The organism is Curtobacterium luteum, assembly GCF_014646995.1.
Taxonomy (GTDB): Bacteria; Actinomycetota; Actinomycetes; order Actinomycetales; family Microbacteriaceae; genus Curtobacterium; species Curtobacterium luteum.
Genome location: NZ_BMOI01000026.1, coordinates 1 through 1,551, shown reverse-complemented (window position 1 = coordinate 1,551; position 1,551 = coordinate 1). Strand labels below are relative to the sequence as shown.

Sequence of the window (1,551 nt, the reverse complement as noted above, 5' to 3'; positions counted from 1 at the left end):
GGGATGGACTCGCGGCCTATCAGCTTGTTGGTGAGGTAATGGCTCACCAAGGCGACGACGGGTAGCCGGCCTGAGAGGGTGACCGGCCACACTGGGACTGAGACACGGCCCAGACTCCTACGGGAGGCAGCAGTGGGGAATATTGCACAATGGGCGAAAGCCTGATGCAGCAACGCCGCGTGAGGGATGACGGCCTTCGGGTTGTAAACCTCTTTTAGTAGGGAAGAAGCGAAAGTGACGGTACCTGCAGAAAAAGCACCGGCTAACTACGTGCCAGCAGCCGCGGTAATACGTAGGGTGCAAGCGTTGTCCGGAATTATTGGGCGTAAAGAGCTCGTAGGCGGTTTGTCGCGTCTGCTGTGAAATCCCGAGGCTCAACCTCGGGCTTGCAGTGGGTACGGGCAGACTAGAGTGCGGTAGGGGAGATTGGAATTCCTGGTGTAGCGGTGGAATGCGCAGATATCAGGAGGAACACCGATGGCGAAGGCAGATCTCTGGGCCGTAACTGACGCTGAGGAGCGAAAGCGTGGGGAGCGAACAGGATTAGATACCCTGGTAGTCCACGCCGTAAACGTTGGGCGCTAGATGTAGGGACCTTTCCACGGTTTCTGTGTCGTAGCTAACGCATTAAGCGCCCCGCCTGGGGAGTACGGCCGCAAGGCTAAAACTCAAAGGAATTGACGGGGGCCCGCACAAGCGGCGGAGCATGCGGATTAATTCGATGCAACGCGAAGAACCTTACCAAGGCTTGACATACACCGGAAACGGCCAGAGATGGTCGCCCCCTTGTGGTCGGTGTACAGGTGGTGCATGGTTGTCGTCAGCTCGTGTCGTGAGATGTTGGGTTAAGTCCCGCAACGAGCGCAACCCTCGTTCTATGTTGCCAGCGCGTTATGGCGGGGACTCATAGGAGACTGCCGGGGTCAACTCGGAGGAAGGTGGGGATGACGTCAAATCATCATGCCCCTTATGTCTTGGGCTTCACGCATGCTACAATGGCCGGTACAAAGGGCTGCGATACCGTAAGGTGGAGCGAATCCCAAAAAGCCGGTCTCAGTTCGGATTGAGGTCTGCAACTCGACCTCATGAAGTCGGAGTCGCTAGTAATCGCAGATCAGCAACGCTGCGGTGAATACGTTCCCGGGCCTTGTACACACCGCCCGTCAAGTCATGAAAGTCGGTAACACCCGAAGCCGGTGGCCTAACCCTTGTGGAAGGAGCCGTCGAAGGTGGGATCGGTGATTAGGACTAAGTCGTAACAAGGTAGCCGTACCGGAAGGTGCGGCTGGATCACCTCCTTTCTAAGGAGCATCTGGCTCAGTTCATCCTTCGGGGTGGGTGGGTCCAGGCGCCGATGCAACCCGAACGTGGTTGCCGGTAGCTCATGGGTGGAACATTGACAGTGCAGTCGTCGGCGCGTCTGCCGACTCTAGTACGGCCTGCTTGCGGGTCAGGAACGGGTTGGTGGGGGAGCGGGGTGGCTGGTGCACGTTGTTGGGTCCTGAGGGACCAGGCTTCCCGGCTGTGATGGTCGGGGTCCCTGCCGGTTGG

The 1,551-nt window shown here is 58.3% G+C and carries 1 rRNA gene; it reads left to right on the top strand.

From position 1 onward, the window contains the following. Positions 1 to 1,301: ribosomal RNA gene (locus tag IEY20_RS16905) — 16S ribosomal RNA — on the top strand; the annotation flags it as partial. Between the last annotated feature and the right edge of the window lie 250 nt (positions 1,302 to 1,551).